This window comes from Rhizobium sp. N621, assembly GCF_001664325.1.
Lineage (GTDB): Bacteria > Pseudomonadota > Alphaproteobacteria > Rhizobiales > Rhizobiaceae > Rhizobium > Rhizobium esperanzae.
This window is the reverse complement of record NZ_CP013495.1, coordinates 1,766,387-1,792,315: the sequence shown is the minus strand read 5'-3', so window position 1 is coordinate 1,792,315 and position 25,929 is coordinate 1,766,387. Positions and strand designations below refer to the sequence as shown.

General features: G+C 61.8%; 24 protein-coding genes. 9 read left to right on the top strand and 15 right to left on the bottom strand.

Features of this window, described 5'->3' with window-relative positions; translation table 11 throughout:
* Positions 1 to 10 precede the first annotated feature (10 nt).
* The 11 genes from AMK00_RS08715 to AMK00_RS08665 all read right to left on the bottom strand — a co-directional run bounded on the left by AMK00_RS08715 (position 11) and on the right by AMK00_RS08665 (position 13,928).
* A complete protein-coding gene (locus tag AMK00_RS08715) occupies positions 11 to 1,180 on the bottom strand; it encodes a Gfo/Idh/MocA family protein (RefSeq protein ID WP_064801962.1) in 1,170 nt (389 codons plus the stop codon).
* An 11-nt stretch (positions 1,181 to 1,191) separates the two neighbouring features.
* Positions 1,192 to 2,847, bottom strand: a complete 1,656-nt coding sequence (locus AMK00_RS08710; protein ID WP_064801960.1) for a GMC family oxidoreductase — start codon at positions 2,845 to 2,847, stop codon at positions 1,192 to 1,194.
* A gap of 9 nt (positions 2,848 to 2,856) precedes the next feature.
* Positions 2,857 to 4,395 carry a GMC oxidoreductase gene (locus AMK00_RS08705; protein ID WP_064801958.1) on the bottom strand — a complete coding sequence of 513 codons (1,539 nt, stop codon included), beginning with the start codon at positions 4,393 to 4,395 and terminating at the stop codon, positions 2,857 to 2,859.
* Between the two features lie 15 nt (positions 4,396 to 4,410).
* The gene (locus AMK00_RS08700; RefSeq protein WP_064801956.1) at positions 4,411 to 5,526 is read right to left on the bottom strand and encodes an ABC transporter ATP-binding protein; all 1,116 of its coding nucleotides are present in this window, start codon (positions 5,524 to 5,526) and stop codon (positions 4,411 to 4,413) included.
* 3 nt (positions 5,527 to 5,529) lie between these two features.
* Positions 5,530 to 6,501 carry a carbohydrate ABC transporter permease gene (locus AMK00_RS08695; protein ID WP_064810146.1) on the bottom strand — a complete coding sequence of 324 codons (972 nt, stop codon included), beginning with the start codon at positions 6,499 to 6,501 and terminating at the stop codon, positions 5,530 to 5,532.
* On the bottom strand, positions 6,498 to 7,451 hold the full coding sequence (locus tag AMK00_RS08690; RefSeq protein WP_064810145.1) for a carbohydrate ABC transporter permease: 954 nt from the start codon (positions 7,449 to 7,451) through the stop codon (positions 6,498 to 6,500). Before AMK00_RS08690 ends, AMK00_RS08695 begins: the two co-directional genes overlap by 4 nt.
* Positions 7,452 to 7,599: 148 nt before the next feature.
* Complete coding sequence (locus tag AMK00_RS08685; RefSeq protein WP_064810144.1) at positions 7,600 to 8,859, bottom strand: ABC transporter substrate-binding protein; 1,260 nt, start codon at positions 8,857 to 8,859, stop codon at positions 7,600 to 7,602.
* 97 nt (positions 8,860 to 8,956) lie between these two features.
* The gene (locus AMK00_RS08680; RefSeq protein WP_064801947.1) at positions 8,957 to 10,465 is read right to left on the bottom strand and encodes an aldehyde dehydrogenase family protein; all 1,509 of its coding nucleotides are present in this window, start codon (positions 10,463 to 10,465) and stop codon (positions 8,957 to 8,959) included.
* Entirely contained in the window at positions 10,465 to 11,244 is a 780-nt protein-coding gene (locus AMK00_RS08675; protein ID WP_064801945.1) for an enoyl-CoA hydratase/isomerase family protein, read from the bottom strand. Before AMK00_RS08675 ends, AMK00_RS08680 begins: the two co-directional genes overlap by 1 nt.
* Positions 11,237 to 12,850: an acyl CoA:acetate/3-ketoacid CoA transferase gene (locus AMK00_RS08670; protein WP_064810143.1), complete on the bottom strand. Its 1,614-nt coding sequence runs from the start codon at positions 12,848 to 12,850 to the stop codon at positions 11,237 to 11,239. The genes AMK00_RS08675 and AMK00_RS08670 overlap by 8 nt, the downstream gene beginning before the upstream one ends.
* A gap of 28 nt (positions 12,851 to 12,878) precedes the next feature.
* Complete coding sequence (locus AMK00_RS08665; RefSeq protein ID WP_064810142.1) at positions 12,879 to 13,928, bottom strand: LacI family DNA-binding transcriptional regulator; 1,050 nt, start codon at positions 13,926 to 13,928, stop codon at positions 12,879 to 12,881.
* A 406-nt stretch (positions 13,929 to 14,334) separates the two neighbouring features.
* Between AMK00_RS08665 and AMK00_RS08660 the strand changes: the two genes are divergently transcribed.
* Positions 14,335 to 15,867, top strand: coding sequence for a sensor histidine kinase (locus AMK00_RS08660; RefSeq protein ID WP_064810141.1), 1,533 nt, complete (start codon positions 14,335 to 14,337; stop codon positions 15,865 to 15,867).
* Positions 15,868 to 15,985: 118 nt separating this feature from the next.
* A complete protein-coding gene (locus AMK00_RS08655; RefSeq protein WP_064810140.1) occupies positions 15,986 to 16,609 on the top strand; it encodes a carboxymuconolactone decarboxylase family protein in 624 nt (207 codons plus the stop codon).
* A gap of 25 nt (positions 16,610 to 16,634) precedes the next feature.
* Here AMK00_RS08655 and AMK00_RS08650 read toward each other — a convergent pair whose 3' ends face one another.
* Positions 16,635 to 17,609: an alpha/beta hydrolase gene (locus tag AMK00_RS08650; RefSeq protein ID WP_189637017.1), complete on the bottom strand. Its 975-nt coding sequence runs from the start codon at positions 17,607 to 17,609 to the stop codon at positions 16,635 to 16,637.
* A gap of 350 nt (positions 17,610 to 17,959) precedes the next feature.
* Here AMK00_RS08650 and AMK00_RS08645 point away from each other — a divergent pair, with 350 nt between their 5' ends.
* Entirely contained in the window at positions 17,960 to 18,523 is a 564-nt protein-coding gene (locus AMK00_RS08645; protein ID WP_064810139.1) for a nucleoside 2-deoxyribosyltransferase, read from the top strand.
* Between the two features lie 11 nt (positions 18,524 to 18,534).
* On the opposite strand, the gene AMK00_RS08640 is transcribed toward AMK00_RS08645, so the two are convergent.
* Positions 18,535 to 19,422, bottom strand: coding sequence for a LysR family transcriptional regulator (locus AMK00_RS08640; protein ID WP_064810138.1), 888 nt, complete (start codon positions 19,420 to 19,422; stop codon positions 18,535 to 18,537).
* Positions 19,423 to 19,535: 113 nt separating this feature from the next.
* Here AMK00_RS08640 and AMK00_RS08635 point away from each other — a divergent pair, with 113 nt between their 5' ends.
* From AMK00_RS08635 to AMK00_RS08625, 4 genes are all read left to right on the top strand, one after another.
* Positions 19,536 to 20,387: an oxidoreductase gene (locus AMK00_RS08635; RefSeq protein WP_064810137.1), complete on the top strand. Its 852-nt coding sequence runs from the start codon at positions 19,536 to 19,538 to the stop codon at positions 20,385 to 20,387.
* Between the two features lie 146 nt (positions 20,388 to 20,533).
* A complete protein-coding gene (locus AMK00_RS08630; protein ID WP_064810136.1) occupies positions 20,534 to 21,532 on the top strand; it encodes a ketopantoate reductase family protein in 999 nt (332 codons plus the stop codon).
* Between the two features lie 168 nt (positions 21,533 to 21,700).
* Entirely contained in the window at positions 21,701 to 21,859 is a 159-nt protein-coding gene (locus AMK00_RS32490) for a hypothetical protein (protein ID WP_167377169.1), read from the top strand.
* 123 nt (positions 21,860 to 21,982) lie between these two features.
* Positions 21,983 to 22,294, top strand: coding sequence for a DUF1883 domain-containing protein (locus tag AMK00_RS08625; RefSeq protein WP_064801929.1), 312 nt, complete (start codon positions 21,983 to 21,985; stop codon positions 22,292 to 22,294).
* Between the two features lie 12 nt (positions 22,295 to 22,306).
* Here AMK00_RS08625 and AMK00_RS08620 read toward each other — a convergent pair whose 3' ends face one another.
* Together AMK00_RS08620 and AMK00_RS08615 are read right to left on the bottom strand one after the other, a co-directional pair.
* Entirely contained in the window at positions 22,307 to 23,623 is a 1,317-nt protein-coding gene (locus tag AMK00_RS08620; protein ID WP_064810135.1) for a replication-associated recombination protein A, read from the bottom strand.
* The gene (locus AMK00_RS08615; protein ID WP_064810134.1) at positions 23,620 to 25,023 is read right to left on the bottom strand and encodes a DegQ family serine endoprotease; all 1,404 of its coding nucleotides are present in this window, start codon (positions 25,021 to 25,023) and stop codon (positions 23,620 to 23,622) included. The genes AMK00_RS08620 and AMK00_RS08615 overlap by 4 nt, the downstream gene beginning before the upstream one ends.
* A gap of 133 nt (positions 25,024 to 25,156) precedes the next feature.
* Here AMK00_RS08615 and AMK00_RS08610 point away from each other — a divergent pair, with 133 nt between their 5' ends.
* Both AMK00_RS08610 and AMK00_RS08605 read left to right on the top strand, forming a co-directional pair.
* Positions 25,157 to 25,537, top strand: coding sequence for a YkvA family protein (locus AMK00_RS08610; protein WP_064801923.1), 381 nt, complete (start codon positions 25,157 to 25,159; stop codon positions 25,535 to 25,537).
* Between the two features lie 19 nt (positions 25,538 to 25,556).
* Complete coding sequence (locus AMK00_RS08605) at positions 25,557 to 25,907, top strand: lysozyme inhibitor LprI family protein (protein WP_123876233.1); 351 nt, start codon at positions 25,557 to 25,559, stop codon at positions 25,905 to 25,907.
* Positions 25,908 to 25,929: the final 22 nt, after the last annotated feature.

Here is a 25,929-nt window from a genome sequence, read left to right as displayed (position 1 = left end):
CGCACCACAATCAATTGAGCGGGATATCGACCCAGCGTCTCTGCCGGGAAGACTCCATGCAGGCGTCGACGATCTGGCAGATGTGGTGGCCGGTATCGAATGTCGGCCACATCGGTCTGTTTGCGACGATCGATCTTATGACCTCGGCCACCTCGATGATCTTGCTTTCATTGTAGCCTATGCCGAAGTTCGGCAACGGAAGGAAAGCCCTGAAGGTCGCATTCTCAGGACCGACGTCGATCTCGCGAAAGCCGCGCCGTCCCGTGCTGTCGTCGTTGGTGTAGAAACGCAGCCGGTTTATCTCGTCATAGGTATAGGCGATGCTGCCTTTCGTTCCATAGACCTCGTAGGTCTGCATGAATTTGCGGCCGGTGGCGACGCGGCTGAAGTCCACGATGCCGGCGGCGCCGTTTTCGAACCGGCACAGCAGGTTGGTCGCGTCGGGATTGGTGATATCGGCCCAGGCCTCGTTGCCCGACAGTTTCACCTGCTCGCCATAGGCAAGCCCCTCGACGATCGGCCGGCGCGGAGTGACAATGAGATTGTCGGCGATCAGGGAGCTGACGCGGCCGACGAGGAAATCCATGAAGCTGAAGATGTGCGAACCGGTGTCGCCGACGATCCCGGTCGGCGCGAGCTTGCCATCGGCGCGCCACATGAACGGTGCTGTGGGATCGCCATACATGTCGACGTGTTGGCAGCCGCGAAACAGCTTGATCTCACCGATTTCACCGGATTCGATGATCTCTTTCGCCAGATCATGAACGGGGTTTCGGGGAAAGGCGTGTCCGACACGGGTGATGACACCCTTTTCTCTGGCGATCTCGGCCAGCTCCAGCGCTTCGTTAGCGGTATTTGCCAGCGGCTTCTCGCAATAGACATGTTTGCCGGCCAGCAGGGCCGCCTTGGCCACCGGATAGTGCAGATGGTCGGGCAAGCAGATATCGATGAGATCGACTTCGGGATCGGCAACCGCCAGCTTCCAATCCTGGTAGATCCTGGCCCCCGGCGCCCTGTTGCCGATATCCTGCGCTACGTCAGGATTGCTGTCGACAAGCGCCACGATCCGCGCCGTTCCGTCCGAGACGCCGAAGAAATGCGGAAAGGTCTGATAGGCCATCGTGTGGACCTTTCCCATCCAGCCCGAGGCGCCAAGCACTGCAACTTTCACTTCAGACATTGTCGCTCTCCTTAGCGGATCTCGGCGCGGGCCCGGGGCCTGGTATCATTGCGTTCATAGGCGAAGATCGCCGATGGCAGCGCGGGCAGACCCCGAATGAGATCGGATCCCTTTTCGCCGACCATGATCGTCGGAGCGTTGGTATTGCAGGACGGGACGCGCGGCATGACCGAGGAATCGCAGATCCGGAGGCCTTCGAGGCCATGGACCTTGAGATCCAGCCCGACAACCGCGTCGGGCCCCGTTCCCATCTTGCAGGTGCCGACCGGATGATGGTCGGTCTTGGCGTTGGCGCAGCCATAGTCGAAAAGCTGCTCGTCGGTGATGACCTTCGGACCCGGAAGCCTTTCGGCCATGACATAGGGCTTCAGCGCCGCCTGCTGCATGATCTCGCGGGCGATCTTCAGCCCCTCCAGCGACATCTTCCTGTCGTGCGGATCGGACCAGTAGTTGGGATCGATCAAGGGTGCTGCACCCGGGTCGGCAGAAGACAGACGCACCGTGCCGCGCGAGCGCGGATGCAGATAGGCGGAGTTGAGGGTCACGCCGGCGTTCTTCAGCCGCTCGACGCCTGCTTCGATGCCGGAACCGAGGCCGAGATGGAACTGGATATCGGGAGACCGTGCGTCGGGATCGGCATACCAGAAGCCGCCGGTCTCGAAGAGCGACGAGGCGACCGGACCGGTGCGGAAGAGGACATATTGTATCCCCGCCCAAAGCGTGCGGTGGAGCTTCGCAACGCCGTCATAGGTGTGATCGCCGGTGCATTCGGCGATAACGAAAAGATCGAGATGGTCCTGAAGATTGCCGCCGACGCCAGGCAGATCGTGGAAGGGCTTGACGCCGACCGAGGTCAAATGGTCGGCCGGCCCTATGCCGGACTGCAAGAGGAGCTTCGGCGATCCGATCGCGCCTGACGAGACCAAGACTTCGCGTTCAGCACGCACGACCTCCAGACCGTGTCCGGTGGCGATCTCGACGCCGATGGCGCGGCCTGCCTCCAGCACGATGCGGACGACACGCGCGCCCGTCCGGATCGTCAGATTCTTCCGGTTTTTGATCGGCGAGAGATAGGCATACGATGCCGATGAGCGGCGCCGGTTGCGCTGGGTGAGCTGGTAAAATCCGACGCCGGCCTGCTGGCGACCGTTGAAATCGTGATTGTAGGGTATGCCGAGTTCCTGTCCCGCGCGGATATAGGCATCGCAGATCGGCAGCGGTGCCGCCGGCATCGAGACACCCAGCGGACCGCCATAGGCGTGGTAATCGTCGGCGAAACGTTGATTGTCCTCGGCACGTTTGAAATAGGGCAGGATCGAACGGTAGTCCCAGCCCTCGCAGCCGTCTTCACTGGCCCAGAGATCATAATCGGCCGCGTTTCCGCGGGTGTAGAGCTGCGCATTGATCGACGAGCCGCCGCCGATGATCTTTGCCTGGGTGTAGCGAAGCACCCTGTCCTTCATGTGCCTCTGGGGAACGGTTTCCCATCCCCAGCTGGCGACGCCTTTGGTCATCTTGGCGAAACCGGCGGGCATGTGGAAAAGAGGATTCCAGTCGCCTCCGCCGGCCTCCAGAAGCAGTACCTTGACATCGGGATCTTCGCTGAGGCGGCTTGCAAGAACGCAGCCCGCAGGACCGGCACCGGTGATGATATAATCGAATCCCATTTTACTGTCCTATTTGAAGCCGGCGCGCACCAATGGATCTGCCTGTGTCTGCAAGTCCGTCGATGCGATGTGATGGGCAACTCTGAGAGCTTGGCTGGCGACGGTGAGCGCGGGATTGACCGCAGCCGATGTGGGCAGAAAGCCGGCGTCGACGACGAAGAGGTTGCCGTGATCGTAGGACCGGCAGTATGGATCCAGTGGCGCCGTTGCCGGGTCGTTTCCGATGCGGATCGTTCCGCACTGATGGGACGGCGTGCGTTTGTCGAAGGGTCTCGACAGCACGATCGGAAAACCGATCGACCGAAGGATCGCCTTCAGCTTGGCGACAAGGGCAAGATGCGCGTCCCAGTTGGTCCTCTGCCATTTGAGGACGATCCGATCGCCGTCGACCATCACGCGGCTTTCAGGATTCGGTACGTCCTCGCTCATCGCATAGAAGTCGATGGCATGGTCCGTCATGAAACGCAGAAGCCATTCCGGCGCCTGCGGCAGAGAGCCCTTGAGGACCTTTTCGGAAATGCGCCCCAGTAACTGCACATTGCCGAGCGGCGGTCCGCCCTCCCCGTCCGACAGATAGAAATCGTTGAAAGCGAAAGTCTTCTGGTAGACGGCGGTGTTCCTGAAGCGCGGCGAGACCGCTATGACGGCCGAGGCATTGTGGTTCATGAAGTTGCGGCCCACCTGATCGGAAGAGTTGGCGAGTCCCCTCGGGAAGCGGTCGTTTTTCGAACGGAGCAAAAGCACGGATGACTGAACCGCGCCGGCGGAAAGGATGACGATCCTGGGCGAGACAGTCAGCGTCTGTCCGTTCTTGACGTAGGTGACACCGTCGATCCGGCTCCCCGCCCCGGTGTCGAGCCGTATCACCCGCGCATTTATCTCGAGCCGCACGTTCTCGTGTTTCAGCGCCACAGCGAGTGCCGCGGTTTCGGCATCCATCTTGCCGTCTTGTGAATTCGGATGTGCATCCCAGGGCGTGCGCGCCTTGGAGAGCCAGGCGTCGAGATCCAGGCCGAGCGGCAGCGAAAACGGATGCAGTCCTTTCGCCTTGAGGCGTGCCCTGATGTCGGCGATCGGCGCCTCGTCGGGCACGGGCGGGAATTCGTAGGCAACCGAGTGATGCGGTTCGGTCGGATCTTCGCCAAGACTGCCGCGGACTTGATACATCAGCTCCGCTTGCGAATACCAGGGCTCCATCTCTTCATAGGGAAACGGCCAAGCCGGCGACACGCCTTCCCGATGTTCGATGACGTCGAAATCTTCTCTGCGATACCGCGACAAGACGGCGCCGTAGAATTTCGAATTGCCGCCGACATTGTAATAGTTGCCGGGGTTGAAGCCCCTGCCGTTCGCCTCGTACCAGGTTTCCTTCGGCCGGAAATGTCCATGCTGGAAGATGGCGCGCTGGTCGCGATTGACGGGAAGATCGGCGATACGATCGCCGGCTTCGAGGACCAATATCTCAGCACCTGACACAGCCAGGCCGGCAGCGACTGTGGCGCCGCCGACGCCCGAGCCAATGATGACGATGTCTGGCGAATTGCTCATGTCAACACCTGCCCGTCACACGATCCGCACCTGGCTGTCCGGGTCGAAGAACACCGCCTTGTCGAGATTGAAGGCAAGGCGAGTGTTCTGGCCTGGGGCAATGCCGGCATCGGCGCGCAGTCGGGCGACGACGGATTTGCCGCCGAGTTTGGTGACGGCGAAGGTGTCGGAGCCGGCCGGTTCGACGACTTCAATCAGGCAATCGTCCTCGGTCAGCGAGCGCGCCTTGCGGTCGGCGCCGTCGGGATCGGTCAAGGCTTCGGGGCGGATGCCGAAGATCACCGGCTTGCCGGCATAGGCAGACAGGCCGTGATTGCCGGAGACGACCGGCAGCCTGAGCGGCGCGCCGTTCGGCCGCTCGAGCGAGACGGCCAGCCCGGCCGCACCGTTCTCGACGGTGGCGTTGAGCAGGTTCATCGCCGGCGAGCCCATGAAGTCGGCGACGAAGAGATTGGCGGGGCTGTTATAGATCTCGGCCGGCGTGCCGAACTGCTGCAGCACCCCGTCCTTCAGCACGGCGATCTTGGTCGCCAGCGTCATCGCCTCGATCTGGTCGTGGGTGACATAGACGAAGGTGGTGCCCATGCGCTGGTGCAGCCGCTTGATCTCGGTGCGCATGTCGACCCGCAGCTTGGCATCGAGGTTCGACAGCGGCTCGTCGAACAGGAAGACCTGCGGATTGCGCACCAAGGCCCGGCCCATGGCAACGCGCTGGCGCTGCCCGCCGGAGAGCTGGCTCGGCTTGCGGTCGAGCAGATGGCCGATCTGCAGCATGTCGGAGACCTGCTTGATCGCCTTGGCCCGCTCCTCCTTCGGAACGCCGCGGATCTCCATGCCGAAGGCGATATTGCCCGCCACCGTCATATTCGGATAGAGCGCATAGGACTGGAACACCATGGCGATGTCGCGCTTGGAAGGATGCAGGCCGCTGATGTCGCGGCCGTCGATCCTGATCTCGCCCGAGGTGATCGTCTCCAGCCCGGCAATGGTGTTGAGCAGGGTCGACTTGCCGCAGCCGGAGGGGCCGACCAGCACGAGGAAGCCGCCCTTTTCGAGTTCGATGTCGATGCCCTTGAGGATGTCGACGGCACCGAAGCGCTTTCTGAGACCGGAGATTTCCAGGAAGGCCATGACTTACCCTTTGACTGCGCCCGCCATCAGACCGCGCACGAAGTAGCGGCCGGCGAGGATATAGACGATGAGCGTCGGAACGGCCGCGATCATCGCCGCGGCCATGTTGACATTGTATTCGACCACCCCGGTCGAGGTGTTGACGACATTGTTGAGCGCCACCGTCATCGGCATGGAGTCACCGGTGCCGGCATAGGCCGAGGCAAACAGGAAGTCGTTCCAGATATTGGTGAACTGGTAGATGACGGTGACGACGATGATCGGCAGCGAGTTCGGCAGCATGATGCGGCGGAAGATCTGGAAGAAGCTGGCGCCGTCGACCTGGGCGGCGCGGACCAGTTCGGTCGGAAACGCCTCGTAGAAATTGCGGAAGAACAGCGTGGTGAAGCCGAGGCCGTAGACGACATGGACGAAGACCAGATTGACGGTCGAATTGCCGAAGCCGAAGGAAAGGCCGGTGGCGTTCTGCAGCGTCACGCCGAAGCGGCCGAGCGAGCCGAGGATCGTCGCCATCGGCAGCAGTACCGACTGGAACGGGATGAAACAGGCAAACAGCATCAGCCCGAACACCAGCGTATGGCCGGGGAAGCGCCATTTGGTCAGGATATAACCGTTCAGCGCCCCCATGATCGTGGAGATCGCCACCGCCGGCACCACCATCTTGATCGAGTTCCAGAAGTAGCCCTTGATGCCGGCGCAGGTCAGCCCGACGCAGGCCTCGCCCCAGGCCTTGATCCAGGGATCGAAGGTCGGGGCCGCCGGCAGCGCCAGCATGTTGCCGCCCTGGATCTCGTCCATCGTCTTGAACGAGGTCACGAGCATGACGAAGAGCGGCATCAGGTAGAGGATGGCGAAGATCACCAGCAGGCCGTAGATGACCAGTCGGCCGATCCAGCGGGCGCTGTTAGTCCTGCTATCGCCGCTCTGCGAAAGCATTGCGGTCGAGGTGCCGATGGAAGAGGTCACGCTGCTCATCGCGCCTTCTCCTTCAGTTCGGAATAGAGATAGGGAACGATGATCGCCGAGATCGTCATCAGCATGATGATGGCGCTGGCCGAGCCGACGGCCATCTCGTTGCGCTTGAAGGTATATTCATACATGAAGTTGGACGGCAGCCAGGCCGAGCCGCCCGGCCCGCCCGAGGTCAGCGCCACCACCAGGTCGTAGGACTTGATCGCCATATGGGCGAGCACGATGAAGGCCGACAGAAAGATCGGCCGCAACAGCGGAATGACGATGCGCCGATAAAGCTGGAAGGGCGAGGCGCCGTCGATCTGCGCCGCCTTCATGATCTCGCCGTCGATGCCGCGAAGCCCGGCGAGGAACATCGCCATGACGAAGCCCGACGCCTGCCAGACACCGGCGATGACGACGGTATAGATGACGAAGTCCTTGTTCTTGATCCAGTCGAAGTGGAAGCTCGTCCAGCCGAAGTGGTGCAGCGTCTGTTCGAGCCCGAGGCCCGGATCGAGGAACCACTTCCAGGCCACCCCGGTGACGATGAAGGAGAGCGCCATCGGATAGAGGAAGATCGGTCGCAACAGCCCCTCGCCGCGGATCTTCTGATCGAGCAGGATGGCAAGCAGCAGGCCGAGGCCTAAACAGATGCCGACATAGAGGAAGCCGAAGATCGCCATGTTGGTGATCGAGGTATACCAGGAGGACGGCGGATCGTTCTCGAAGGTCCAGCGCCACAGCCGCTGATAGGCGCGTGCGCCGGTCAGCGCATAGGACGGAAAGGTCTTGGAATTGGTGAAGGAGAGATAGGCCGTCCAGACGATGAAGCCGTAGACGAAGATCAGCGTGATGACGAAGCTCGGCGCCAGCACGATCTTCGGCAGCGCATCCTGCAGCCGGCCCCGCAGCGAGACCCGCGTCGCTTGCCGCGGCGTCAGAACCGGATCGGTGGTGGCAACTGTGCTCATGGAATGTCATCTCCTCCCTGCATGTCGTCATGCATGTCGTCATGGGGGTGGCCAGCATGCCTGTCCCCGCATGATCGCCCCCGCATATCCGTCAGGGGCTGAAGCTTCCCCGCGAGACAAGCGGGGAAGCCTTGTTCATCGACGACCCTTAGCGGGCGTCGTCGATCGCCTGGACGAGCTGGGTGACGGCTTCGTCGGAGCTCTTGATCTGGCCGTGGACGAACTTCGAGACGACGTCCTTATAGGCATTGGCGATCGCCGGAGGCGCGCCGTAGCCCTGGGCCAGCGAGCCGAACAGGGTGCCGCCCTCATTGGCGGCCTTCAGGTCGGCGATGCCCTTCTTGCCGCAGGCGTCGAAGTCGGTGTCGGGAACGTCGGTGCGGGCCGGCACCGAACCCTTGACGACGTTGAAAGCCGACTGGAAGCTCTTCGACAGCGTTGCCGTTGCGAGCGCCACCTGCGCCGCCTTGCGGTCGTCGGGGACGTTGAACATGCCGAACATGTCGGAGTTGTAGATGACGCTGCTTTCGGTGCCGGGGAAGCGGTAACACAGGAAGTCTTTATCCGGGGTCTTCTTGGCGGCGACGAATTCGCCCTTGGCCCAGTCGCCCATCACCTGCACCAGCGCATCACCCTTGATGACCATGGCGGTCGCCAGGTTCCAGTCGCGGCCGGAGAAATTCGGATCGACATATTTGACGATCTTCGCCAGATTGTCGAAGGACTTCTTCATCGTGTCCGACTTCAGCGATTCCTCGTCGAGGTCGTTGAAGGCCTTCTTGTAGAACTCCGGGCCGCCGGTCGACAGCACGATCGAATCGAACATCGTCGCTTCCTGCCAGTTCTGGCCACCGAGCGCCAAGGGGATGACGCCTGCGGCCTTGGCCTTGTCGAGCAGCGCGATCAGGTCGTCGAAGCTCTTCGGCTGGCTGCCGCCGATCTTGTCCATGACAGCCTTGTTGATCCACAGCCAGTTGACCGAATGGACGTTGACCGGGGCTGCGACCCACTTGCCGTCATAGACGGAGAACTTCTGCAGCGCTGCCGGCACCGACTTGTCCCAGCCCTCCTTCTTGGCCGTCTCGGTCAGGTCGCCCATCACGCCGGCCTGGGCATAATCGAGCACGGTATAGCCCAGCATCTGCGAGGCCGTCGGATAAGTACCCGCCGCAACCATCGCCTTCAGCGCCGTCATCGCCGCATCACCGCCGCCGCCGGCAACCGGGACGTCCTTCCAGGCAAAGCCTTCCTTCGCCAGATCCTCCTTCAGGACGTTCAAGGCAGCCGCCTCGCCGCCAGACGTCCACCAGTGCAGCATCTGCACTTCCTTGACGTCGGCAGCCTGCGCCGCACCCAAACCAGCCAGCATCACGACAGCAACCGCTGCCGAGCTCATGAACTTATTCATCGAAGAACCTCCCAGTTCCCGTTTGGAGATGCGGGACCATTCCCGCACCCGATCACCCGCCTCCTCAGGCGTAGTTTTCTCGCCGGCCAAGCCAGCCTCAGGTTCGCGGCATCCACCAATTGGTGCGCATGCCGATATGCATGTTCAGCGTCTTGGTCTCGGTGTAGTCCTCGACCGCATGGCGGCCGAGCTCGCGGCCGAGGCCGCTCTGCTTGTAGCCGCCGAAGGGAAGCTCCGAGGCGCCGTCCATGAAGGTGTTCATCCAGATGGTGCCCGCCCGCACCGACCGGCCGATCGTCAGGCAGGTGTCGAAATCACGGCTCCAGATACCGGCAGAAAGGCCGTAGTCGATGGAGTTGGCAATCCTGACCGCTTCACCAGTCGTCTCGAATGTCAGGACCGACAGCACCGGACCAAAGACTTCCTCGCGCGCCACCGCCATATCGGGCGTGACTGCTTCGAGGATGGTCGGCGACATGAACTGCCCCATGCCGAGGTCGAGCGTCTCGCCGCCATGGGCGACGCGGGCGCCGTTGCTCCTCGCGCCGGCGACATATCCCGATATCTTCTCCAGATGCTGCGGCGTGATGATCGCGCCGACCTGCGTCTGGGGATCGAGGGGATCGCCGACCTTCACCCCCTTCGACAGCTCGGCGACGCGCCTGACGACATCGGAGGCGATCGACTTGTGCAGGATTAGCCGCGAGCCGGCGTTGCAGCACTCGCCGGCATTGAAATAGGCGCCGAAGACGGCGGCATCGATGAAGGCGTCGAGGTCGGCATCGGGAAAAACGATCTGCGGGTTCTTCCCGCCCAGCTCCAGCGAAACCTTCTTCAGCGTCTGCGCCGCATTCGTCATCGTCAGTTTTCCGACACCGGTCGAGCCGGTGAAGGAGACCATGTCGACGTCTGGATGGGATGTCATGACCGCGCCGACCTCAGGTCCCGTGCCGGTGACAATGTTGACGACGCCATCCGGAATGCCTGCTTCCTGCAGGATTTCTCCGAGCACGAGCGTCGATCCCGATGTCAGTTCCGAGGGTTTGACGACGGTCGCGCAGCCTGCGGCCAGGGCGAAGGGCAGCTTCTGTCCGACGATCAGGAACGGGAAATTCCAGGGCGTGATGATCGATACCACGCCGATCGCTTCGCGCAGGACGACACCGAGCGTGCCGTCGCCAAGCGTGTTGTAGCTTTCGCCGTGGAGATCACGGGCAAGTGCCGCCGCATATCGCCAGATATCGACCGAACCGGCAATTTCTCCTCGCACCTGGGTGATGGGCTTGCCGGCCTCGATGGCATCGAGAAATGCGAGTTCCTCGGCGCGCGCCGCAATTAGATCGGCGGCCTTCAGCAGGATCACTGAGCGTTCGGAAGCGGTCATTCGCGGCCACGGTCCCTCGTCAAAGGCCTTGCGTGCCGCAGCAATGGCGCGCTCGGCGTCGGTCCTGCTGCCAGCGGGGAAGCGGCTGACCGTCACACCATGGCTCGGCGCGATGCGTTCGATCGGATCGGAGGCGCCGGCCTCCCATTTGCCGTCGATCAGCATCTTGAAATCACGCGCCTTGTGGTCGCTGAGCGCCGTGGGGTTGACGAGGACCGTCATTACCATTCTCCCTTGAACGTTGCCGGGCGCTTCTCGCTGAACGACGCGACGCCCTCTTTCAGATCGCCAGTCGTGGCGGCGAGGATCGAGCCCAGGGCTTCGACCGCGGTTCCGTTGTCTTCGCCGTTTGCCGATGCGATCATGAGCTTAACGATCTCGACGGCGGCCGGCCCTCTTACGGCAATCCGCTCGGCATATTTCCTGGCGGCGGCGAGCGCATTTCCTGTCGGAACGACCGCGTCGACGATACCGAGCAGGCGGGCTTCCTCGGCGGTGAATATCTCGCCACCGAGCGCCATACGGCGGACGGCCTGCGCGCCGAACCGGCGCACGAGACGTTGGGTGCCGGACCAGCCCGGCACCATGCCAAGGCCGGTCTCCGGCAGGCCGATCTTGATGTGTTCCTCGGCGATGCGAATGTCGGCAACGCCCGCCAGTTCGAGCCCGCCGCCAAGCGCGTGGCCGTTGAGGGCCGCGACAAGGGGCACCCGGAGCGTCGCCAGCCTTTCGAAGATCCGGTGACCGTGCCTTACCCAGGCGTGACCGAACTCCTGCGGCAGCATCCCGCCCCAGGCTTTGATATCGCCCCCGGCGGAAAAGCTTTTCCCTTCTCCGGTCAGAACGGCAGCGCGAACGTCCGGGTTCGCCTCCACCGCGTCGGCCGCCTCCACCAAAGCCTTCAGCATGTCGAGATCGAGCGCGTTCAGCTTCTCCGGCCGGGAGATCGTCAGCGTCGCGACATGGCCTTCGATATCGACCTTGACCGTTCCGCTAGCCATTGAAGGTGCCCTCCAATGTCCGCGCCCTCTTTGCCGAAAGCGAAAGCCCGATCTCAGTCTCCCGGAACAATGCGGCGTCCATCACCTTCAGATCGGGCGCGACGATCAGCCGGAATTCGGACTGATCGAGGATCTGGGTTTGAAGATCGACCCCGGGAGCGATTTCGGTCAACACGATGCCATCAGGTGTCAGCTTCATCACGCACCGCTCGGTGACATAGGTGATGTCCTGTCCCTGCTCTATCGCGCGCCTGCCGCTGAAGGTGACGTGTTCGACCTCGTTCACCAGCTTCTTCAGCTTGCCTTCCTTCTCGATGAGAAGAGTTCCATCAGCGATCGAAAGCTTCGCGCCGGCGTTGAACATGCCGGAGAAGACGATCTTCTTCGCCCGCGCCGTGATGTCGACAAAGCCTCCGGCGCCGGCCGTGACATGCGGCCGGAACGACAGCTTCGAGACGTTGACCGAACCGTCCTTGCCGATTTCGAGGAAGGACAGGAGCGACGCATCGAAACCAGCGCCTTGGAAATAGGTGAACTGATAGGGAGACGGCATGTAGGCGTCGGCGTTGCAGGCACAACCGAAGGCGAAGTCGAGCAGCGGCACACCGCCGACCGCGCCCTGCTCGATGACCCAGGTGACAGCGCCGTGAAGCCCCTCCTCCAGCAGAATCCGCGGTACGTTGGCCGAAATTCCGAAGCCGAGATTGACGCAGCTTCCCGCCTGCAACTCCTGCGCGACACGGCGCGCGATGACCTTCTGAACATTGAACTCCGGAACGCGGAAGCTATCGAGCGGCCGGAAGATCTCGCCCGATATTGCCGGGTCGTACCCAGTCTGCGTCGTCTGCTTCTGATCGGGATCGACGATGACATAATCGACCAGCATTCCCGGCACGCGGACGTCATGCGGTTTCAGTGAGCCTTCCTTGGTGATCCGCTTAACCTGCGCGATGACGATGCCGCCATTGTTGCGGGCGGCGAGCGCCTGGTCGAGGCCGCCGAGATAGGCGCCTTCATGCTCATAGGTGAGATTGCCGCGTTCGTCGGCGGTCGTGGCGCGGATGATGGCGACCTGAGGAACGATCGAGGGAAAGAACAGCCAGTCTTCGCCCTCGAAGCTGACGCGCTTGACCACCGGATCGTCCGAAGCGAGAGCGTTCATCGCACAGCCTTGCCGCCGAGGATCGACGAAGGTGTCGATGCCGACCTTGGTCAGCACACCCGGTCGCTTGGCGGCGGCTTCGCGGTGGATGTCGAACAGGATACCTGAGGGAATGTTATAGGCCGGAATCTCGTTGTTGGTGATCATCTGCCAGATCAACGGCGGCTCGGCGGATGACGGGCCTGAAGGATAGGAGCCGCCGATGATGCGTTTGAGCAGACCTTTCCTCGCGATATAGTCGACGCCCTTGATGCCGCTCATATCCCCGGCGGCAATCGGGTGAAGGGTGGTAATGTGACTGGGATGACCGGTCGCATCGAAACGCTCGCCGATCGCCTTCAGCATCAGGTCGGGGCAACCGAGACCGCTCGACGACGACACCGTGACGACTGCGCCATCCGGGATCAGCGCGGCCGCTTCGGCTGGTGTGAGATGCTTCTTCATGTGCGTCACTTCGAACCCCGTTTCAATTTCACGCTCTGCCGGCTCTCGCCGGCGCGGCTTTACCGGCGCCGCAACTTTCGCGGACGACCAGCCGAACGGCTGTCGTTACCGTCTCGGCTTCCGCCTTGCCGGCATTGATCTGCTTGAGGAGCATCTGCGCGCCGCGGCGCCCGATGCCCTGCGGATCGACCGAGACCGTCGTCAGCGCGGGAACCGCCGCCTGAGCCTCGATGACGTCGTCGAAGCCGACGACGGCGAAGTCGGCGCCAGGCTCCAGACGACGCGCACGCAATCCGTCGCAGACTCCGAAGGCGACGGCATCATTGAAGCAGACGGCTGCAGTGGGTCGGTCGCCAAGGGCGATCGCCTTTCCGATGGCCTCCACGCCGCCCGCTCGCGACGGGGCGGACGAGATCACGAGTAGCTCGTCGTATCCGAGCCCGGCCGCCTCCATTCCGCTGCGGTAACCGGCAAGGCGATCGTCGAAGACAGCGGTATCGGGAAAGCCACCGAGAAATGCGATGCGCTTATGACCGAGACCCACCAGATGCTGAACGGCGGACATCATGCCGTCCCGGTTGTCGGAGACGATGGACGAGACTTTGGCGCCAGGCAGATGTCGAACGACGACCACGACGGGAATGCCTGCCGCGACCAGCGGCTTGAAGTCGGCGGCATCGGTGGCGCGCGCCGGCGAGACGATCAGGCCCGAAATGCCATGTTCGCGCATCGATGCGACAACCTCGCGCTGCCTGTCGATGCTCTCACCGGTATTCGACAGGAACTGCACGAAACCCGCCGACTGAACGACCATATCGACCCCGACCGCCAACTCCGCAAAGAAGCTGTTCGTCAGATCGTTCACGACGACTCCGATGATCCTCGATTTGGAACCGGCCTGCCGAAGATTGGCTGCGCCGCGATTATAGACGTATCCGAGCTCGCGCATCACGGCATTGACCTTGGCACGTGTCGCCTCGTTGACCAGGGAGGATCCCTGAAGCACGAGCGACACCGTCGACTTGGAGACATTGGCGGCCTTCGCAATGTCTATGACGGTCACCCGCGCCTTTGTCACTTCACCCTCCCGACGTCGTCGTCGTCGTCGACTGATGTCTATTTATTTGGAACGTTCCAAATATGTCAAGAACCAATTCAATTAAAGCTGCGCTTTATTGACCTTTCTCTAGCCCTATCACGTCGCGAGGCGGGGGACGATTTTTGGAACGATTTAAAACATGGGATCAATCCGACAGGCTTTTCCCAACGTTGCGAGCTCGGGCCACCCTGCGAAATCTCTCATTCTTCAAGCCAAAAGATGAAGCGCGGCAATGTCGTGGATCCAATAGCCTGACGCAGAATCGCGATGCAGTTCTGCTGGAATTGCTCTCAAGGAACTCCCGCCCAGAGGCATTAGCGAAACTTTATCGTTTGTGGCTAATGCTACGGATAGGGGACGTGCCAGATCTAAAGCGGGGCCGGAAATGCCGCATTCGTTTGAAGCCATTCTGGAGAACCTGCCGCAGGGCATTGTTCTCCTCGATTCTGCCGATACAGTGACGGCCTTCAATTCCCGCGCGCTCGACATTCTCGGCCTTTCCGATGGCACTCTGCGCAGGGGAATGAATATCGACGGCCTGCCCGGCACCGCCGCCTGCCGTGCAGCGGCCTGTTCACGGTTGACGACCTGTAGGCCGCACACCTCGCAGTTTGCACTGGCCGACGGACGGATGATCTCATTGACCTGCGCCCCGTCGAGAGCGGGAAGCTGGATCCTGAGCTATGAAGACATCTCGACCCTCAGCCGCGTCGCAGACAGTCTGAGCGAACAACATCAGCGGTTCGACGCAGCTCTCAGCAACATGCCACATGGACTGTGCATGTTCGATTCGATGAAGAAGCTGATATTGTGCAACGCATCTTATGCACGGATGTACGATCTGCCGGATTTTCTCACTCAACCCGGAACGTCGCTGGTGGACATCCTCGCCTATCGGAGCCGGCTGGGAAATGGTCCGGCAGACACCGCCACCTATTTTGACGTTGTCTTCGAAGCGACGGCACTCGGCGCGCCGGCGAGCCAGAACATCGCGCTCACCGACGGGCGCATCATCAAAATCACCCACAATCCGATGCAGAACGGCGGATACGTGGCGACCCACGAGGATGTCACCAAGACTGTGCGGCTCGCGGAAGAGCTGCGCCGCCATCACGATCGGCTCGAAGTTACCGTGCAAAGCCGTACGGCGGAGGTCGAGCGGCAGGCGCGCGAGCTTGAGCGGATGCTCGCTCAGGAGCGGAGCATCAACGAATTGCAGCGGCAGTTCGTGGCGATGGCATCACATGAATTCCGTACGCCGCTTGCAATCATCGATGCTGCCGCCCAGCGACTGTTGCGGAAGGGAGGCGCGGTCGAGCCCGATTTTCTCAATGACAAGGTCGAACAGATCCGTGCATCGGTGAGCCGGATCGTCGATCTCATGGAGAGCATCCTGTCGGACGGACGCCTCGATACCGGGGAGATCGATATCAGTTACGACGCCTGCGCCCTGGGACCGTTGATCAGAACCTGCTGCGAGCGGCAGTCGGCAATCTCGAAGACGCATGGCTTCGTGCTTGACATAGACGGGTTGCCGGAATTCATCGATGCCGATCCCCGCAGCTTGAGCCAGGTCTTCACCAATCTGCTCTCGAATGCAGTGAAATACGCGCCAGGAACATCCGAAATTCGGGTTGCGGCATGGGAGGAGACGGGCAACGTCAAGGTTTCGATCAGCGATGACGGCGTGGGGATCGATGCTGAAGACGTGCCCCGGTTGTTTCAGCGCTATTTCCGGGCGCGCACGTCGACGGGGATTGCCGGAACCGGTATCGGCCTCAACCTTGTGAAGCAGGTCATCGAACTGCATCAAGGCTCGATAGAGGTGCGAAGTGCAAAAGGGTGCGGATCCACCTTCACGGTCACTCTTCCAATCAGGAGAGCCGCTGACGTTCTGGCGGGCAACGACGTTGCCTGATCATTCAGATCCTCAAATGGCGTCCTCTAGGGCCGATGGCTCGTTCCCGAACTGACGGCGCAGGATTGCTGTCCGGCATATCTACCCTATCCTTCTCGCAATAGAGGAGGACCATGCCATGGCTTTCATTCACACCCCGGATGCATCCGCCAGCGAGAGGACGACGTCGATGTACGCGTCGGCCGAGGCGAATTATGGTTATCTGCCGAACATGTATCGTGCCTTCGGCCATCGGCCGGAGGTGATGGAGAGCTGGGCGGGGCTGCTTTCGAGCATTCGCAGCCATATGAGCCCCAGGCGCTATGAACTGGTGACGCTGGCGGCCGCCAAGGAGCTCAAATCCTCTTATTGCATGCTGGCGCACGGCTCGGTGCTGCTGCGCGAGGGATTTACCAGCGACGGGCTGACGGCCCTTGTCAACGAGACGGAAAAGGCGCCGGTCGATGCCGGCGAACGTGCGATCATGGCCTTTGCGGCCAAGGTGGCGCGCGATGCGACGTCGGTCACGCAGCAGGATATAGACGGGTTGAAAAAACACGGGCTGAGCGACGCCGAGATCTTCGACGTCACGGCCGCCGCAGCCGCCCGCTGTTTCTTCTCGAAAATGCTTGATGCGCTCGGCGCTGCGCCCGACCACGCCTATATCGAGCGGCTGGAGCCGAATGTGCGAAAGGCGCTTAGCGTCGGCCGGGAGGTCGAGCGGCCTCTGGCGCCTTCACCGGCCGGCGGCACGTCGCAATGATGCGGTGACGCCGGCTGCTGCGCCCCTACTCTTCCGGCTTATCGGCAAAATGCCGGATCGCAAACTCGGCAATAGTCTGGCTCGAGCGATCGGCATCGTCGAGCATCGCGGGAAACAGTTGCCACTGATGCGGCATGCCCGCCCACACCTCGGTGGTGACATCCACGCCCTCCCGGCGCGCCTTGTCGGCAAGGCGCAGCGTGTCATCAAGCAGGGCTTCGCCGGAACCGACCTGCAGCAGCAGCGGTGGGAATCCGGTCATGTCGGCGTAAAGCGGTGATGCCTGAGGATCGGTGGCAGGCCGGCTGCCGAGATAGGTCTTGCGCAAGGTCTCGATCGACGCCTTATCGACCAGCGGGTCGCTGCCGGCATTTGCCGTCATCGTTCCGCCCGTCGCGGCAAGATCGGTGATCGGGCTCAGCGCAATCACGGCCGCCGGCAAGGGTTTGGCCGCCTGCTTCTGCCGCAGCACCGTCTCGAGCGCAATATTGCCACCGGCGCCGTCTCCTGCCACGACGACATTCTCGTTGCGATAGCCGTTATCGAGAAGCCAGCGATAGGCCGTCAGCGCGTCGTTGATCTGGGCGGGATAGGTATATTCCGGCATCAGTCGATAATTGATCAGAAGCACGTCGCTGGATGCGGCCTTGGCGAGCGAACCGGCGAACAGGCTATGCGTGCGGATGGAACCGCCGGAAAAGCCGCCGCCGTGAATGTAGAGAATCGCCCTTTTGCCGATCGGATGATGGAGCCGGGCGGGCCACATCAGCTCGCCATCCACACCATCGGCATCGACCTGCCGGACCTGAATGCGCGTCGGCCCCGGCATCGTCTCCATCAGCCTGGCGAAAGCAGCCCTGCGCTCTTGCAGGCTGTCGGCGCCGGCGAAGTGCTCCTTCCACAGGCCGAGCAGTTTTTCGACCTGGGCACGCGAGGACTGGCTTTGCGGCCCGATGTCCTCTCCCAGCGCCAGCGGTGCCGATAGGATCAGCGCGGCCAAGACGGGAAACAGATATCCGAGCCGCTTCGGCGCTCTTCGATCAGCATTTGACAAAATCCGCCCCTTCATCAATCTCTCCCGATGATGCTGCCGATGGCCGTATCTTTGGCCGCTTCGCCCAGCGAAGTCAAAAGGGTGACGAGCGCAACCTTCCGCTTTTTCGTCTCCAACGAGCAGCCTGATGCCGGCCCGCGGCAGCTGCGGCCTGCTGCGGGCTGACCGGACTGTCATCGGAAAAAATCGACAATTGCTGCCGGCGCGGCTTGCCATCTACCAGGCTTCCATCGGAAATAGGTGTCGCCCTGCCCTCAACTCCCGTGCTTCGGTTCGCGTAGGAATGAAGGATACCGATGACCACCATTTACCTTGCCGGCCCGGAAGTCTTTCTTCCCGATGCATTGCCCATCATGGCCGAAAAACGCCGATTGGCGCGTCAGTTCGACTTCGAACCGACCGGTCCCGGCAGCGACGAAAACCAGACACCCGTGAAGCGGACGGCTGCAGAGATCTACGCCCGCAATGACGTCGCCATGCGCCGGGCCGAAATTTGCCTCGCCAATATCACGCCCTTTCGCGGCGTCAGCGCCGATCCCGGTACAGTCTACGAGATCGGCTTCATGATTGCTCTCGGCAAATCGGTCTTCGCCTATACCAATCACCCCGACGACTATGGCCTGCGCGTCCGCTCGATCTGGTATGCGGGAATGGAGATCGACGAGACGAGCGGACGCCCGCGCGGGCCTGACGGCATCGCCATCGAAAATCACGGAATGGCCGACAACCTGATGATCGACGGAGGCGTCGAGGCGGCGGGAGGCAAGGTATTCCGTGCGACCGCGCTGTCGGCGGATCCTGCCCGCGACCTGACGGTTTATCTTCAGGCGCTTCAAACGATCGCCGGCATGCGCGGGTAGGACTGCACGCTTCACTCCGCCCTGATCGCCTCGATCACCGCTCTGAAGCCCGCAGACATGTGGCGGCGGCTGGGATAGTAGAGATAGAGCGGTTCCTCCGGCTGACACCAATCATCGAGCACCTGGACGAGCTCTCCGTCGGCAATGGCCTTTGCGACGCGAGGCTCCCAGATATAGGCAAGGCCGACGCCGCCGAGCGCTGCCTGCATCATCAGTTCATGATCGTCGAGTGACAGCGGGCCGGTCGGCTGAAAACTCACCGTCTGGCCGTCCTTCTCGAATTCCCAGGCATAACGCGCACCGGAGGGAAACATGTTCTGGATGCAGAGGTGAAGCTTGAGCTCGTGAGGCGTTTCCGGCCTCGGGCGCCTCTCGAAATAGCCGGGTGAACCGACGACGACCAGGCGGATGCGCGGCTTGATGCGCAAGGCGATCATGCCTTCCGTGACGCGCTCGCCGAAACGGATGCCGGCATCAAAACCCTCCTCGACAATGTCGACCAGCCTGTCGGTCGCGTTGATTTCCAGCTGCAGATTGGGATTACGCTCAATCAACGGTGCGATGACACGGCCGATGACGAAAGGACCGATCGAATTCGGCACGTTGATCCTCACCCTGCCGAAGGGCGTGTCGCGGTAGCGGTTCAGCGCATCGAGGGCCGCCGCCATCTCCCCGAAAGCCGGGGCGAGATGCGAGACAAGGAGTTCGCCGGCTTCCGTCAGCGAAACGCTGCGTGTCGTGCGGTTAAGCAGGCGGACGCCAATTCGGTCTTCCAGATTGAGCACGGCATGGCTGACGGCAGAGGCAGTAACGCCCCGCTCCTCCCCCGCCTTGCGGAAGCTCTTGTGCCGCGCCACGGCCGCGAAGGCGGCCAGTTCAGAAAGTTCGGTCGCCCGCATTATTGAATTGTACTCATCATAGTTTCAATAATAACAAATCTTATACAGCATCGGAATTTCGGTCAAATTCAGCCGTCAGCACAAAGATGCGACGCCAACAAAAGGAATTCCTCATGAAAGTCTGGTTCATCACTGGTGCATCCCGCGGTTTCGGCGCGCTGATGACCAAGGAAGCACTTGCATCAGGCGATGCCGTCATCGCCACCGCCCGCAACCCGAAGACCATCATCGAGCAATTCGGGGACCATCCGAACCTGTTGGCCGTCGCCCTCGACGTCACCAACGAGACGCAGGCGAAGGAGGCTGCGGCCGCCGGCATCGCCCGCTTCAGCCGCATCGACGTTCTCGCCAACAATGCCGGCTACGGCCTCCTCGGCGCGGTCGAGGAAGCCACAGCCGAAGAGATCGAAAAGATCTATGCCACCAATGTCTTCGGTCTCCTGAAGGTGACACGCGCCGTGCTGCCCTATATGCGTCGCCAGCGTTCCGGCCATATCCTGAACTTCTCCTCGATCGGCGGTTATTTCGGCTATCCCGGCTGGGGCGTCTACGGCTCGACAAAATTCGCCGTCGAGGGACTGTCGGAATCCATGGCCGCCGAACTCGCACCCTTCGGGATCAAGGTGACGATCGTCGAGCCCGGCTTCTTCCGCACGGACTTCCTCGCCGACACCTCGCTGGCAATAAGCCCTGCTTCCATCGCCGATTACGAGGGCACACCGGCCGGAAACATGCGCAATTTCGCCGCCGACGCCAATCACGCCCAGCCCGGCAACCCCGCCAGGCTCGCGGCCGGCATCATCACGATGGTCAACTCGGCCAACCCACCGCTGCGCATGCCGTTCGGCAGCGATACGGTCGCCATGATCGAGACGCAGCATGCGAGTGTCGAAAGGGAACTGGCCGCATGGCGCGAGCTTGCCGTCTCCACGGATTTCGCAAGCGATGCAATGGCTGGGGCCTGAGCAGCCAGGATCGATGCCGCCGCATTCAAACTTGGAGATGCGGCGGCAACACCATGATCATGGAAAGAACATCTTGTGGCAAATTGGCATTCGCCTCTCGCCGGGGATGGCCTATGTAGTCAGCGTGACCCGTGAAGAGGCAACGCATGTCCATCAAGACCATCTGTATCTATGGCGCCGGCGCCCTTGGCGGCACCATCGCCGCCAAGCTCGCAGGCAGGGAAGATAACGACGTCTCCGTCGTCGCGCGTGGGGCGCATCTCGACGCGATCCGCAGCCACGGTCTCAGCCTGCGCGAGGCCGATGCGGAAACCCCGCTCAAGGTGCACGTGACAGCAACCGACGATCCGAAGACATTGCCGCCGCAGGATCTCGTCATCACCGGCCTCAAGGGGCACCAGCTGCCCCCTGCCGCCGAGGGGATCGCCGGTCTGCTCAAGCAAGGCACCCGCGTCGTCATGATCCTCAACGGCATTCCGTGGTGGTATTTCCATCGCGATACCAGGAGCGGACATGCGGAACTGCAATTTGATGAGCTCGATCCCGGCGGCAGGCTCTGGCGGCTGATCGGGCCGGACCGCGTGATTGGCTGCGTCGCTTATCAAGGTGCGGAAGTCGTCAGCCCGGGCGAGATCCGGCTCTCTCATAACGGCCGCTTCGTGCTTGGCGAGCCCTGCGGCGAAATGTCTGCCTACCTTTCGGCCATAGCAGCAGTGCTGACCGGCGCCGGCCTCAGCATTACGACCACGACGGACATCCGCAGTGAAATCTGGAGCAAGTTGATGGGCAACGCCGCCTTCAACCCGATCAGTGCTCTGACACGGGCGCTGATGACTGACATCATGGCGGATCCGGCGCTGATGGATATTGTCAGCAAAGTCATGAAGGAAGTGCGCGCCGTCGGCGATGCGGTCGGCGCAGATTTCGCCATGTCAGTCGAGCGGCGGCTGGAGCAATCACGCCACATCGGCGGCGTTCGAACCTCGATGCTGCAGGACTTGATCGGCGGCAAGGCGCTCGAAATTACGCCGCTTGTGGGCATGCTGGTGGCGCTTGGACGCCTGACCGCCGTGCCGACACCGGTATCGGAAACGATCCTGGCGCTGGTGACGCAGCTGGATCGGGAAAACCGGCGCGGCAACTGACAACGAGGAGAACGGCAGCCATCAGGCGGTCATCCCTTTCCGACACCGCGCGCCGAAATTTCCGCCGCCCGCCTTTATGCCATTCCTATATTTTTGTCCCTCGCCCCGAATGGATTTCCTATCGCAGCCGGCTGTAGATTCTCGCCGTAACGGCAAGAGTCAAACGCCATGCGAAATATCATGTCCTCCGCCTTCCACGCTCTTCGCCCACATCGGATCACGCGCGGCGACCGGCGGATGCGCGAGAGGCGCACCGCCTGGGCGCTCGTCGCTTTCAGCGTCCTGCTGGCCTGCGTCGAACTTTACATCGTCTACTCCGCATTCTGAGCCCTCTGCGCGTGTTTTCCACGCAGCGAGAGAAGGCATGGGCTGAAGGGCCGATTTCCAACTTTTCGTTAACCGGCATGCTGGTAAAATCTCGTCGCCAAGTTATCAGATGCCACGAGACCGATGCCGAAACCGAATTTCCGCTTCACCCATTACGATCTCAAGGAACAGCGAGCCGGAACGATCGTCGAGGTGTCGCTGAATGCGGTGAACAATGTTCGTCTGATGACGGCGCCGAACTTCCAGCGGTTCACCGAGGTTCTCGATTTCAAATATATTGGCGGCGTGGCGCGCAAGTCACCCGTCAAGCTCACCGTTCCGGAAAGCGGCCACTGGCACGTCGTCGTCGATATGGAAGGCCACCACGGCCTTGCCGAATCTGCTGTCAAGGTGATCGCCGCGCCACCCAATCAGAAGACGCCGCGTTCTTCCTGACATTCGGACGGGTCAGCGCGGATTGCGCTCCTTACGAAGCTTCGCCCACCATTCCAGCCGCTTGCGGATGTCGCGTTCAAAACCGCGTTCCGGCGGATCGTAGAAGGTCTGGCGGCCCATTTTCTCCGGGAAATAATCCTGGCCGGAAAAGGCATCCGGCTCGTCATGGTCGTAGCGATAACCTTCACCATAGCCCTCGCCTTTCATCAGCTTGGTCGGCGCATTGAGGATATGCTTGGGCGGCAGCAGCGAACCGTTCTGCTTCGCGGCCTGGCTTGCCGCCTTGAAGGCGGTATAAACGGCATTCGATTTCGGAGCGGTGGCGAGATAGACGCAGGCCTGGGCGAGCGCCAGCTCCCCCTCCGGCGATCCGAGATAGTCATAGGCATCCTTGGCGGCGTTGCAGATCACCAGCGCCTGCGGATCGGCAAGCCCGATATCCTCCACCGCCATGCGCATCAGACGCCGGCCGAGATAGAGCGGATCCTCGCCGGCATCGAACATGCGGGCGAGATAATAGAGCGCAGCATCCGGGTCCGAACCGCGCACCGATTTATGCAGCGCCGAAATGAGGTTGTAGTGACCGTCCTGCGCCTTGTCGTAAACCGGGGCGCGGCGCTGGACGATACGCGTCAACGCTTCGGTATCGAAGCTCTCGCCCTCGCGGGCGGCACGCCAGACCTCTTCGGCAAGCGTCAGCACCGCGCGGCCGTCGCCATCGGCCATGCGGATCAGGCTGGCCCGCGCCTCCTCGGTCAGGGGCAGCGGCCTCTGCTCGATCGCCTCGGCGCGCGTCAGCAATTCCTCCAGGCTCTCCTCGTCATGTGATTTGAAGGTGAGGACGCGGGCGCGCGACAACAGAGCGGCGTTGAGCTCGAAGGAGGGATTTTCGGTGGTGGCGCCGACGAGGATGACGGTGCCGTCCTCCATAACAGGCAGGAAACTGTCCTGCTGGGCGCGGTTGAAACGATGGATCTCATCGACGAACAGCAGCGTCTGGCGGCCGTCCATGCGGCGCATGCGAGCCGCCTCGAACACTTTCTTCAGATCGGCAACGCCGGAAAAGATCGCCGATATCTGCTCGAAGGCCAGCCCCGCCTCACCGGAAAGCAGCCGCGCCACCGTCGTTTTGCCGGTGCCTGGCGGCCCCCAGAAGATCATTGAGCCGAGCGAACCACTTTCGATCATCCTCTTCAGCACGCCGTCCTCTCCGGTCAGATGTTCCTGACCGGTGACATCGGCAAGCGTCTTCGGCCGCAACCGGTCGGCAAGCGGCCGCCTGGCGGCAACCTCTTCCGGAACACGCGGCGCGAAGAGATCATTGCTCATCGAAAGAACTGCCTGATGCGCTGGCCGTCGCGCTCGATCTCGACCCGCCACAGGCCGGGGTCGCTATCGGCGATCTCAGAGAGCTCTTTGGTCGATTTCACGTCCGTCCCGTTGATCGAAACGATGATATCCTTGGGCTCAAAACCAAGGCGGGCTGCCGGCGAATCCTCCTTGACATCCGCAACGACGACGCCCGCCGATTCCGAGGGCATACGCAATTCGTCTGCGACACGCGGCGACAGGTTTTCGACGACGGCGCCGGTAAAGGGCGTGCGCCCGCCGATAACGCGCTGGTCGCGCGGCGAGGTTTCCGGGGCGCGATCCAGCGCCAGCGATAACTGCTCCTCGCGACCGTTGTCGATGACGGTCAGATTGACCGATTTGCCAAGGCCAGCTGTCGTCAGGCGATAGAGCAATGCGTCCGGATGCTCGACGGAGATGCCGTTGACCGACGTGACGATCTGGCCGGCCTTCAGCCCGGCCTTGGCCGCCGGGCTGCCTTCCGAAACCTTGACGACGAGTGCGCCGCGCACTTTGTTGAGTCCAAGGGCTTCGGCGACTTCCGACGTCACCGCATCGAAGCTCGCGCCGACATAGGGCCGCTCGAAGGATTTGACGCCGGCATCGGCGGAAGCGAGGAAGACCTTGACGAGATTGGCGGGAATGGCAAAGCCGATGCCGTTCGAGCCGCCGCCGCGCGAGAAGATCGCGGTATTGATGCCGATCAGTTCGCCCTTGATGTTCATCAGCGCGCCGCCGGAATTGCCGGGATTGATCGACGCGTCGGTTTGGATGAAGAAGCCGAACTCGTTCTTGACCACCTGGTTGCGGGCAAGCGCGGAGACGATACCGCTCGTCACCGTCTGCCCGACACCGAAGGGATTGCCGATCGCCAGTACGAGATCGCCGACCTCGACGTTATCGGAATTGCCGATCGGCAGCGTCGGGAAGCTCTCCTTGGTGTCGATCTTCAGCACGGCGAGGTCGACGCGATCGTCGCGCAGCACCACCTTGCAGGGGAATTCGCGGCCATCCGACAGCGCCACCTTGATGTCGTCGGCGCCTTCGACGACGTGGTTGTTGGTGACGACGGTGCCGTTCGCCTCGACGATGACGCCGGAACCGAGCGAGGACTGCTTCTCGGATCGATTCGGCATCTGCTGGCCGAAAAACTGCTCGAAGAAGGGATCGCCGGCAAAGGGCGACTGGCGCTGGATGATCTTTTCCGCGTAGACGTTGACGACTGCGCCCGACGTCTGCTTGACCAGCGGCGCGAAGGAGAGCTGCATCTGCATCTGGCTCTCAGGCACCGTCTTTGCCGTCTGCGCCTGGGCTGCAGCCGGCAGAACGAGCATGAGAGCGAACAGCGAAATGGAGGCGCGCTTGAACAGGCCTTGCATGGGTATCCCTTTTGAATCCTCTTGAGCAACGTTGTAGCGTCCGACGCTAGAAAGGAAAGAGGGCGGAAGCATGGAAGAATAAGGCAAGAGAATGCCCTGAAGTCGCTGCGAATTTGATTCAGGAAGATCAGCCATGGAACTGATATCAAAAGCCAAAATCTGGGCAAAGTCACTGAAGCGTGACATCGTAGCGCTGTGGCTTGCCGCTCGCGATCCTCGCGTGCCCTGGTATGCGAAAGCGGTCGCCGGTGCTGTCGCAGCCTATGCGCTTTCGCCGATCGATCTGATCCCCGATTTCATTCCCGTGCTCGGCTATCTCGACGATCTCGTCATCGTTCCGCTCGGCATCCTGCTGGCGACGCGTCTTGTCCCAGCGGAGGTGATGGCTGCGCTTCGCGTCGAAGCTGCGAGGCGGATCGAACGCCCGGCCGGCCGGGCAGGATTGATCTTCATCCTTGTCGTCTGGCTCTCCTGCATCATCTTTCTGGCTCTGGCAGTGCGCAAGCTGATTTGATCGGCAGTAAAGGAAGATGATGATGACATGGCGAATGTCGGCCGCGCTTGGTTTGGCGATCCTGAGTTTCCCATCGGATCCGGCATGGTCGGCGAGCTTCGATTGTGATGCGAAGGAATTGAAGCCGGACGAAAAGGCGATCTGCGACAACCGCGCCCTCAACGATGCCGACGTCAAGATGGTAACGACCTTCGAGCTGCTCTCCGGGCTGCTGGCCATGGGCTCGCGCGGAACATTGCAGGACGAGCAGACCGCCTGGCTGAAGAAGCGACAGGAATGCGAGGCCGACGCGGCCTGTATCAAGGCTGCCTATGACGAGCGGATGAAGCAGCTCGGCGAGACCTACAAAAACATCAACCGGCCGCTTTGACAGCGGCCGGTTGGCAAAGCCG

Excerpts from the sequence above, each read along its gene's own strand:
- AMK00_RS08715 (WP_064801962.1), bottom strand. The coding sequence starts at position 1,180 with ATGTCTGAAGTGAAAGTTGCAGTGCTTGGCGCCTCGGGCTGGATGGGA.
- AMK00_RS08710 (WP_064801960.1), bottom strand. The coding sequence starts at position 2,847 with ATGGGATTCGATTATATCATCACCGGTGCCGGTCCTGCGGGCTGCGTT.
- AMK00_RS08705 (WP_064801958.1), bottom strand. The coding sequence starts at position 4,395 with ATGAGCAATTCGCCAGACATCGTCATCATTGGCTCGGGCGTCGGCGGC.
- AMK00_RS08700 (WP_064801956.1), bottom strand. The coding sequence starts at position 5,526 with ATGGCCTTCCTGGAAATCTCCGGTCTCAGAAAGCGCTTCGGTGCCGTC.
- AMK00_RS08695 (WP_064810146.1), bottom strand. The coding sequence starts at position 6,501 with ATGAGCAGCGTGACCTCTTCCATCGGCACCTCGACCGCAATGCTTTCG.
- AMK00_RS08690 (WP_064810145.1), bottom strand. The coding sequence starts at position 7,451 with ATGAGCACAGTTGCCACCACCGATCCGGTTCTGACGCCGCGGCAAGCG.
- AMK00_RS08685 (WP_064810144.1), bottom strand. The coding sequence starts at position 8,859 with ATGAATAAGTTCATGAGCTCGGCAGCGGTTGCTGTCGTGATGCTGGCT.
- AMK00_RS08680 (WP_064801947.1), bottom strand. The coding sequence starts at position 10,465 with ATGACGGTCCTCGTCAACCCCACGGCGCTCAGCGACCACAAGGCGCGT.
- AMK00_RS08675 (WP_064801945.1), bottom strand. The coding sequence starts at position 11,244 with ATGGCTAGCGGAACGGTCAAGGTCGATATCGAAGGCCATGTCGCGACG.
- AMK00_RS08670 (WP_064810143.1), bottom strand. The coding sequence starts at position 12,850 with ATGAAGAAGCATCTCACACCAGCCGAAGCGGCCGCGCTGATCCCGGAT.
- AMK00_RS08660 (WP_064810141.1), top strand. The coding sequence starts at position 14,335 with ATGCCGCATTCGTTTGAAGCCATTCTGGAGAACCTGCCGCAGGGCATT.
- AMK00_RS08655 (WP_064810140.1), top strand. The coding sequence starts at position 15,986 with ATGGCTTTCATTCACACCCCGGATGCATCCGCCAGCGAGAGGACGACG.
- AMK00_RS08645 (WP_064810139.1), top strand. The coding sequence starts at position 17,960 with ATGACCACCATTTACCTTGCCGGCCCGGAAGTCTTTCTTCCCGATGCA.
- AMK00_RS08640 (WP_064810138.1), bottom strand. The coding sequence starts at position 19,422 with ATGCGGGCGACCGAACTTTCTGAACTGGCCGCCTTCGCGGCCGTGGCG.
- AMK00_RS08635 (WP_064810137.1), top strand. The coding sequence starts at position 19,536 with ATGAAAGTCTGGTTCATCACTGGTGCATCCCGCGGTTTCGGCGCGCTG.
- AMK00_RS08630 (WP_064810136.1), top strand. The coding sequence starts at position 20,534 with ATGTCCATCAAGACCATCTGTATCTATGGCGCCGGCGCCCTTGGCGGC.
- AMK00_RS32490 (WP_167377169.1), top strand. The coding sequence starts at position 21,701 with ATGCGAAATATCATGTCCTCCGCCTTCCACGCTCTTCGCCCACATCGG.
- AMK00_RS08625 (WP_064801929.1), top strand. The coding sequence starts at position 21,983 with ATGCCGAAACCGAATTTCCGCTTCACCCATTACGATCTCAAGGAACAG.
- AMK00_RS08620 (WP_064810135.1), bottom strand. The coding sequence starts at position 23,623 with ATGAGCAATGATCTCTTCGCGCCGCGTGTTCCGGAAGAGGTTGCCGCC.
- AMK00_RS08615 (WP_064810134.1), bottom strand. The coding sequence starts at position 25,023 with ATGCAAGGCCTGTTCAAGCGCGCCTCCATTTCGCTGTTCGCTCTCATG.
- AMK00_RS08610 (WP_064801923.1), top strand. The coding sequence starts at position 25,157 with ATGGAACTGATATCAAAAGCCAAAATCTGGGCAAAGTCACTGAAGCGT.
- AMK00_RS08605 (WP_123876233.1), top strand. The coding sequence starts at position 25,557 with ATGATGACATGGCGAATGTCGGCCGCGCTTGGTTTGGCGATCCTGAGT.